The organism is bacterium (assembly GCA_030652805.1).
Classification (GTDB): Bacteria; JAHJDO01; JAHJDO01; order JAHJDO01; family JAHJDO01; genus JAHJDO01.
Map to the genome: position 1 here is coordinate 42,522 of JAUSPT010000041.1, position 7,768 is coordinate 50,289.

8 protein-coding genes are annotated in these 7,768 nt (G+C 37.4%); 1 reads left to right on the top strand and 7 read right to left on the bottom strand.

The genetic code is table 11. From position 1 onward, the window contains the following. Positions 1–7 precede the first annotated feature (7 nt). On the top strand, positions 8–1,147 hold the full coding sequence (locus Q7J67_04360; protein ID MDO9464513.1) for a uroporphyrinogen decarboxylase family protein: 1,140 nt from the start codon (positions 8–10) through the stop codon (positions 1,145–1,147). 11 nt (positions 1,148–1,158) lie between these two features. On the opposite strand, the gene gatA is transcribed toward Q7J67_04360, so the two are convergent. The 7 genes from gatA to Q7J67_04395 form a co-directional block, all read right to left on the bottom strand. Then, positions 1,159–2,616 (bottom strand): Asp-tRNA(Asn)/Glu-tRNA(Gln) amidotransferase subunit GatA, encoded by a 1,458-nt coding sequence (gene gatA, locus Q7J67_04365; protein ID MDO9464514.1) that lies wholly within the window; start codon positions 2,614–2,616, stop codon positions 1,159–1,161. After that, positions 2,613–3,374, bottom strand: a complete 762-nt coding sequence (lgt, locus tag Q7J67_04370) for a prolipoprotein diacylglyceryl transferase (GenBank protein MDO9464515.1) — start codon at positions 3,372–3,374, stop codon at positions 2,613–2,615. The genes gatA and lgt overlap by 4 nt, the downstream gene beginning before the upstream one ends. Then, a complete protein-coding gene (gene lspA / locus Q7J67_04375) occupies positions 3,355–3,837 on the bottom strand; it encodes a signal peptidase II (protein ID MDO9464516.1) in 483 nt (160 codons plus the stop codon). Before lspA ends, lgt begins: the two co-directional genes overlap by 20 nt. Continuing rightward, complete coding sequence (locus Q7J67_04380; GenBank protein ID MDO9464517.1) at positions 3,837–4,223, bottom strand: TraR/DksA C4-type zinc finger protein; 387 nt, start codon at positions 4,221–4,223, stop codon at positions 3,837–3,839. The genes lspA and Q7J67_04380 overlap by 1 nt, the downstream gene beginning before the upstream one ends. Continuing rightward, complete coding sequence (ileS, locus tag Q7J67_04385; protein MDO9464518.1) at positions 4,205–6,973, bottom strand: isoleucine--tRNA ligase; 2,769 nt, start codon at positions 6,971–6,973, stop codon at positions 4,205–4,207. The genes Q7J67_04380 and ileS overlap by 19 nt, the downstream gene beginning before the upstream one ends. Before the next feature lie 16 nt (positions 6,974–6,989). Beyond that, positions 6,990–7,286 (bottom strand): YggT family protein, encoded by a 297-nt coding sequence (locus Q7J67_04390; GenBank protein ID MDO9464519.1) that lies wholly within the window; start codon positions 7,284–7,286, stop codon positions 6,990–6,992. 2 nt (positions 7,287–7,288) lie between these two features. Continuing rightward, the coding region (locus tag Q7J67_04395; protein ID MDO9464520.1) for a pyrroline-5-carboxylate reductase dimerization domain-containing protein at positions 7,289–7,768 on the bottom strand (480 nt) is incomplete at its 5' end.

Genomic DNA, 7,768 nt, shown 5'->3' on the forward strand with positions numbered 1-7,768 from the left:
AAATAAAATGACCTCCAAAGAAAGAATGCTTATCGCGATGAAAAATGGCAAACCCGATATGGTACCTGTGGCACCGGATATATCCAATATGATTCCATGCAAGCTCACTGGCAAGCCTTTCTGGGATATTTATCTTTATAATAATCCTCCAAGATGGAAGGCATATATTGATGCAGTAAGATATTTTGGATTTGATGGCTGGCTTGAAAGTGTGCCGAATGTTTTTGAGGATGAACCAGTTTCTGAATATAAAAAAGAAAATGTTATTGTATTTAAATCAGATGAAAAGATTATCACCAGAGAATACATGGAGAAAGAGAAACGCAAAAAGGAATGGTCAGAATTTGTTACTGTCTATTATAAAGATAATCCTCCTGTAAGCTTGAAAGCGTCTAAAATAGGCATGGCATCTATTCCCCGTAAATTCTACCCAATTGAAGGGATAAAACCTCAAAAAAAGGATTTAAAGATATTGAAAGAAGTTAAAGAATATATGGGAGAAGACGGAGTAGTCGGGATATTTATTGCGCCTCCATTTTTAGACCAGCCTAATAGAAAACGCTATTCAGTTTATGATTATTATGACCGATATAATGAAGTTAAAGAGTGGAGTTTGAGAAAAGAAGAGGAAGCAATAAAACGATTAAAGAAGATTCTTTCTGCTCCTATAAAACCAGATTTTATTTTAACTGGCGGTTCAGGATGTTTAATTAATCATACACCAGCTATTTTAGGAGATGTAATGTTACCTTGTTTACAGAAGATTACAAAAATGTGTAAAGATGCTGGGATTCCCAGTCAGATTCATTGCTGTGGTCCAGAAAAAGAAATGGTAAAAATATGCGCCCAAAAAACAGATCTCAGTTCCATTAATCCTTTAGAAACTCCACCAATGGGAGACTGTAATCTAAGGGAAATCAAACAGGAGTATGGAAAAAAGCTCTCTCTAATGGGAAATCTTCATACTACGGATATTATGCTCAAAGGAACACCCGAGGTGGTAGAAAAAGCATCAAAAAAAGCGATAGATGACGGAGGGGAAGGAGGAGGTTTTATTCTTTCTACAGGAGATCAATGCGGCAGAGATACTCCTGAGGAAAATATCTTTAAAATGATTGAAGTTGCAAGAAATTACGGTAAATACTAACAAAAATAATTTTAATAAGTAGATATACTCATATTCTTCTCAAATGCATGCGCAACCTGCAAAATCATCCCCTCATCAAAATAGTTGCCTATAAGCTGCAAACCTATTGGCAGTCCATTTTTACTGACCCCACATGGAATAGAGATGGCAGGCAAACCTGCTAAATTAGTTGGTATTGTAAATATATCAGATAAATACATCTGCAGAGGATCATCTATTTTTTCTCCTATCTTAAATGCAGGAGTAGGAGATGTTGGAGTAACTAAGATATCAAACCCTTTGAAAGCCTTATCAAAGTCCTGTTTGATAAGAGTCCTTACTTTCTGCGCTTTTAAGTAATATGCATCATAATAACCTGAGCTTAAGGTGTGGGTTCCAAGCATTATTCTGCGTTTTACTTCTGCGCCAAAACCATCTTTTCTTGTATTCTCATACATACCCAATAAGTCTTTATCAACACCCTCCCCTTTTGCTCTGTATCCATATTCAACCCCATCATATCTCGCCAGGTTCGCGCTCGTTTCTGCAGGAGCAATAATATAATATGTTGCAACAGCATACTCAGTATGAGGTAAAGATATCTCTTCAATAGTGGCACCAAGATTCTCTAATTTCTCTATTGCTCCCTTTACAGCCAGTTCTACATCTTTATCAATTCCCTCTATAAAATACTCCTTTGGAACTCCGATTTTAATATTCTTAATATCCTTATTGAGAAAGCTCATATAATCAGGCGAAGCCATACGTAATGATGTTGAATCAAGAGGATCATATCCGCTTATTACTTCAAGAAGCGCGGCACAATCCCAAACATCCTTGGTCAAAGGACCTATTTGATCAAGAGATGAAGCAAAAGCTACGAGCCCGTACCTTGACACCCTGCCATAAGTAGGCTTCATACCAACTATGCCGCAATGAGATGCAGGCTGGCGAATAGAACCACCGGTATCAGAACCAATAGATAAAACCGCCTGATCAGATGCAACAGCTGCCGCAGACCCTCCACTGGAACCACCAGGAATAGTCTTTATATTCCATGGATTTCTGGTAACTTTAAAATAAGAAGTTTCTGTAGATGAGCCCATAGCAAATTCATCCATGTTTGTCTTGCCAAGAAATACCAACCCACATTTTTTTAATTTATTTATTACTGTCCCGTTGTATGGAGGAATGAAACTACTGAGCATTTTAGACCCACATGTACACAGAACGTCTTTAATGCACATATTATCTTTTATTGCAATCGGAATCCCTGTTAATGGCCCAATATCCCTTTTCTTTTTTATTCTTTTATCAGCTTCCCTTGCCTGTTCAATAGCTATATCCTTTGTTAAGGTAATATATGCTCCAATCTGTTTATCCGTTTTGCCTATATGCTCATATAATGCTCTGGTAAGTTCCTCAGAACTCACTTCTCTACTGATAAGTAGTTTAGCAAGTTCATGAGCTGTTAGTGTATGTAATTTCATCTCCTTCGAGCCGCTCCTCTAATATACATAACTACTCCTGTTAGAAATAACACAACACAAATTACCTGAGCTATTGTTAATCCCATTAAAATATGTGGGTTGTCTGCCCGCAGGAATTCTATAAGAAATCTTGATACAGAATATAGAATTAAATACAGATATAAAATTTGCCCGTCAAACTTCTTCCAATTTTCAAATAATAAGAGTATTGCAAATATCAAAAAATTCGTATAAACAGAATATAACTGTGTTGGATGAATATGCATAGCAGGATAGATATCTCCTGCTATGCTTCCTTTTGGGAATATCATTCCCCATGGAAGATTTGTCGGCTTTCCAAAACAACATCCATTAAAGAAACATCCGATTCTCCCTATTGCCTGGGCTAATGCAAGATATGGAATTATATGATCACAGGTTTTCAGGACAGGCATTTTGTTTCTTTTTAAAAATACCCAGCCACAAACAAATGCTACAATAAATCCACCATAGAAAATCAGTCCCCCTTTCCAGATCATTACTATCTCAAGGGGATTTGCTCTGTAATATTCTATTTCTGTAAGAACATATAATAATCTTGCTCCAATTATGCCTGAAATTAAAAGAACTAGCCCAAGATCTGCGATATTTTTGCTGCTAATACCTACTTTTTGCGCTGAGCGACTTAGGAGATATACGGAGCTGAGAAAGGCAACGGCTACCATCACTCCATACGAATAAATAACTACTGGACCGATTTTAAACAGTATTGGATGCATGGCTTTTTATTTTGCTCTTGCTTCTTAAAATATTCAACACAAATATTCCAGCCCCTACACATATTGCAGAATCTCCAATATTAAATACAGGCCAGATATGAAAGTCCAAAAAGTCAATAACCTCCCCTATTCTTATTCTATCCAGCATATTACTAAATGCACCGCCTAAAATTAATCCATATGCAATTCTTATCCAAACCTCCGCCTTTTTTGATATAGCGTCTTTATTAAATGAAATAAACACTAATGTCATACATACAAGCACTGCTATGGATATTAAGACAAAAGGAAAGTTGGAATTTGAAAATAAGCCAAACGCAATTCCTTTATTTGTGACAAAGGAAATACTGAATATATTTTTAACGATTGATATTTCTTGGCCCAAATAAAGATGCTCTACTATACAGAACTTTATAATCTGATCTATAAGAAATATAGATAAAGCAGAAAAGAAGATTATCATTAAATCTTCTTATTGTTTTTGCTTTCTTCCTGAGACCTGCACTTTATGCAATATGTTGCATATGGGACTGCGTTAAGACGTTCCTGCGAAATTTTCTCTTTGCACAATTCACATACACCATAGGTCTTATCCTCTATTCTCTTAAGAGCTCCATCGATATTAATAAGCATGGCTTCTTCATTAGACATTAACCCAAGGGAGACTTGTCTCTCTATATCGTCGGTCCCCCCGTCTGCCATATGATCGGCATACCCTGAAAGCTCACCAGTCGCATCCCTCTGAGACTTGCCCAGTTCCTCGTTACGTATGTGATTAACATCTTCAAGCAACTTTTCTCTTTCTTTTATTAATTTCTTCTTAAAACTCTCTAACATACGCTCTTGCATTTTGCATCTCCTCTTTTCATTACCTCTACACAACGGGTGCATAATTGCGGATGCTGCACGTCTTTCCCAACTGATTCCTTCCAGTTCCAGCATCTAACGCATTTCTCTCCAGAAGCATGTTCTACAACTATCCTTAAATCTTTTTTAGAGTCCGTCTTTGAAAATTGCGTAATACTAACTTTTGACACAATAAAAATCAAGGGCAAAGTTTCCTTAAAGTTCTCCAAAAACTCTGCTGTCTCTTTTGTGCAATATATAGCTACTTCCGCTTCAAGAGAGTTGCCAATAAGTTTCTTCTCCCGCGCTTCTTCAATTATCTTAAGAACCTTCTCACGAATACTCAATATTTCCTGCCACTTCTGGTGTAAAGAATTATCTATTTTACCTTGATTGGGGAACTCTGCAAGGAACACACTATCCTTTTTCTCCGGAATATGTTCCCATATCTCCTGAGATGTAAAGGTTAAAACAGGACACATTAATCTTGCCATATTCTCAATAATCTCATAAAGCACTGTTTGCGAACTCCTCCTCTGGAAAGAGTCCCCTTTGGCAGTGTATAATCTATCTTTTAACACATCCAGATAAAAAGAACTTAACTCATTTGTGCAAAAATTGTTTAACAAGACATAAACTTTGTTGAATGCAAAATTTTCGTATGCATCTCCAACATTCTTTATAAGCTCCTGTAGCTTGGAATACATCCATTTATCTATTTCCGTTAGCTTATTGTAAGCAATTCCGTTTTTATCCGGATTAAAGTCAGATATATTTCCGAGAATAAAGCGAACAGTATTTCGTATCCTTCTGTATACATCAACTATTTGCCTTAGAATATCATCGGAAATTCTGATATCATCCTTATAATCTGAAGAACATACCCAGAGTCTTAGTATATCAGCTCCATATTTTGCTGTTACATCCTGGGGATCAATCACATTACCAATGGACTTGGACATCTTTTTGCCTTCACCATCCATTACAAAGCCATGAGTTAACACACTCCTGTAGCTTGATTTATTATTTAATCCCATTGATGCGAGCAGAGAGGTTTGAAACCACCCTCTATGCTGATCGCTTCCTTCTAAATACAAATCTGCCGGCCATGATAGATTCTTCCTTTTCTTAAGTACAGCTTCATGACTCACACCTGAATCAAACCACACATCAATAATATCTTTTTCTTTTTCAAAACTTGTTTTGCCACACTTTGGACAGGCAAAATTTTCCGGGACAATTTTTTCTATATCAACTTCAAACCATGCATCAGATCCATTTACAGAAACAAGTTCAGCTACATTCTCAATAATAGTCTGATTGAGTATCGTATGCTTGCAATTTGCGCAATACAAAGCTGGTATTGCTACTCCCCAGTACCTCTGTCTGGACAAACACCAATCAGGTCTGTTCATAAGCATAGCATCTATTCTATTCATAGTGCGAGGTGGAATCCATTTTACCTTCTTTACAGTATCAAGCGCCCTGCTGCGCAGGTTATGCTTATCCACACTCATAAACCACTGAGGTGTTGCCCTGAAAATAACAGGCTCCTTGCATCTCCAGCAATGTGGATAGGAATGCTGCACCTTATCTTCATGTAGCAATAAACTCTTAGACGACAGCTTATCTACTATTTTTGCATTCGCCTCAAATACATTTCGTCCTTTAAGGTCTGGACCTGCTTCCTCAGTAAATTCCCCTTTATTATTTACAGGAGAAAGTATTGGCAGATTAAATTTTATTCCTGTCAGATAATCGTCCGCTCCATGTCCCGGCGCAGTGTGGACACAACCTGTTCCCTCACTCAGTTCAACATAATCAGCAAACACCACTTTTCCAATCCTATCCAAGAAAGGATGTCTATATTCCATGCTCCCTAAATCTTCACCTTTTACGACCTTTAAAATCTCGTACTTTTCCCCAAGACATGTATCCAGAACAGCAGAAATCAGGCCTTCTGCCATGATTAATACCTGTTCTATGCCACTAATCCTTGTTTTGACAAATGCATACTTAAATTCAGGATGAACAGCAACAGCAACATTTGCAGGAATTGTCCATGGTGTAGTTGTCCAGATAAGAATATATGCTGCAGACTCATCTTTAACAGGAAATTTTACCCATATAGAGGGAGAAGTTTTGTCTTTGTATTCCACCTCTGCTTCAGCCAGCGCTGTTTCACACTTTATACACCAGTAAACTGGCTTTCTCCCTTTATATATGTAACCTGCCTTTGCCAATCTCCCAAAAGCCCTTATAATTTCTGCTTCATAGTTGAAATCCATTGTAAGATAAGGATTGTCCCATTCTCCGAATATACCTAATCTCTTAAATTCCTTTTTTTGTCTATCTATATACTTATTCGCATAGGCTCTGGCTTTCTTACGAAATTTCACATGCCCAATTTGATGTCTCGTAACTCCTAATTCTTTAAAAAGCTGATATTCTATCGGCAGGCCATGGCAGTCCCATCCCGGCACATAAGGAGCATCAAACCCCTTCATTGTTTTATACTTTATCACTATATCCTTCATAATCTTGTTGAACGCCTGCCCTACGTGAATATCCCCATTTGCATAAGGAGGCCCGTCATGCAGAATATAGGAAGGCTGTCCTTTATATTTATCCCGTATCTTCTGATAAATATTCTGTTCTTCAAGATTCTTCAAAATTTCCGGCTCTTTCTGTGAAAGATTTGCCTTCATCTTGAAACTTGTTTTTGGGAGATTTAATGTGTCTTTGTACTCCATTGTTTACTGATATCTCCTATTTTATCCGCATGCCAAACTCAATAAGTGTCCGGACCACAAAAGACCTGATAAACATAATTCCTATTAAAGCCACTATCGGCGAAAGATCAAAACCGCCCATTGCCGGCAGTATCCTCCGTATAGGCATCAGGATAGGCTCAGTTACTCTGTATAGAAACTGTACTATTGAATTGTAGGGATCCGGATTTACCCAGGATATAAGCGCTCTTATGATTATAATCCAGGTAAGTATCGTTAATATTGCACTAATAATCTGTGCTATTGCTACTATGAAATTACCTAAAACAAACATTCCTACTCCTTTGACAATTCCTTCTCTCTATTGAGAGCTGCCTTTACAGCTTCACGAAACATTTCCTCAATTTTGTATTCATCCATAACCTTTAGGGCTGCTTCTGTTGTGCCTGCTTTGGATGTTACTTTTTCTCTCAATGCCCTGGCAGAGACATTACTGGTTATTGCTAAAGCCACAGCTCCTGAAACTGTTTGATAGACCAGTTTCCCAGAATCTTCTTCATTAAGACCTTCTTCCTTCCCTATATCAATAAGGACCTCCATAATTTTAAATAAATAGCCTGGACCGCTTCCGCTTATAGCTGTAATAATATTCATCTTATTCTCATCAACGCTCAAAGTTATACCAAGCTCTTTAAACAGAGACTCAACAAACTGTTTATCTTCATTGCGACAGTCACTACTAAAACAACACGCTGAAACTCCTTTTTTCACGCTAACACAAAGATTTGGCATAACCCTGGCAACTTTAGTATTTTG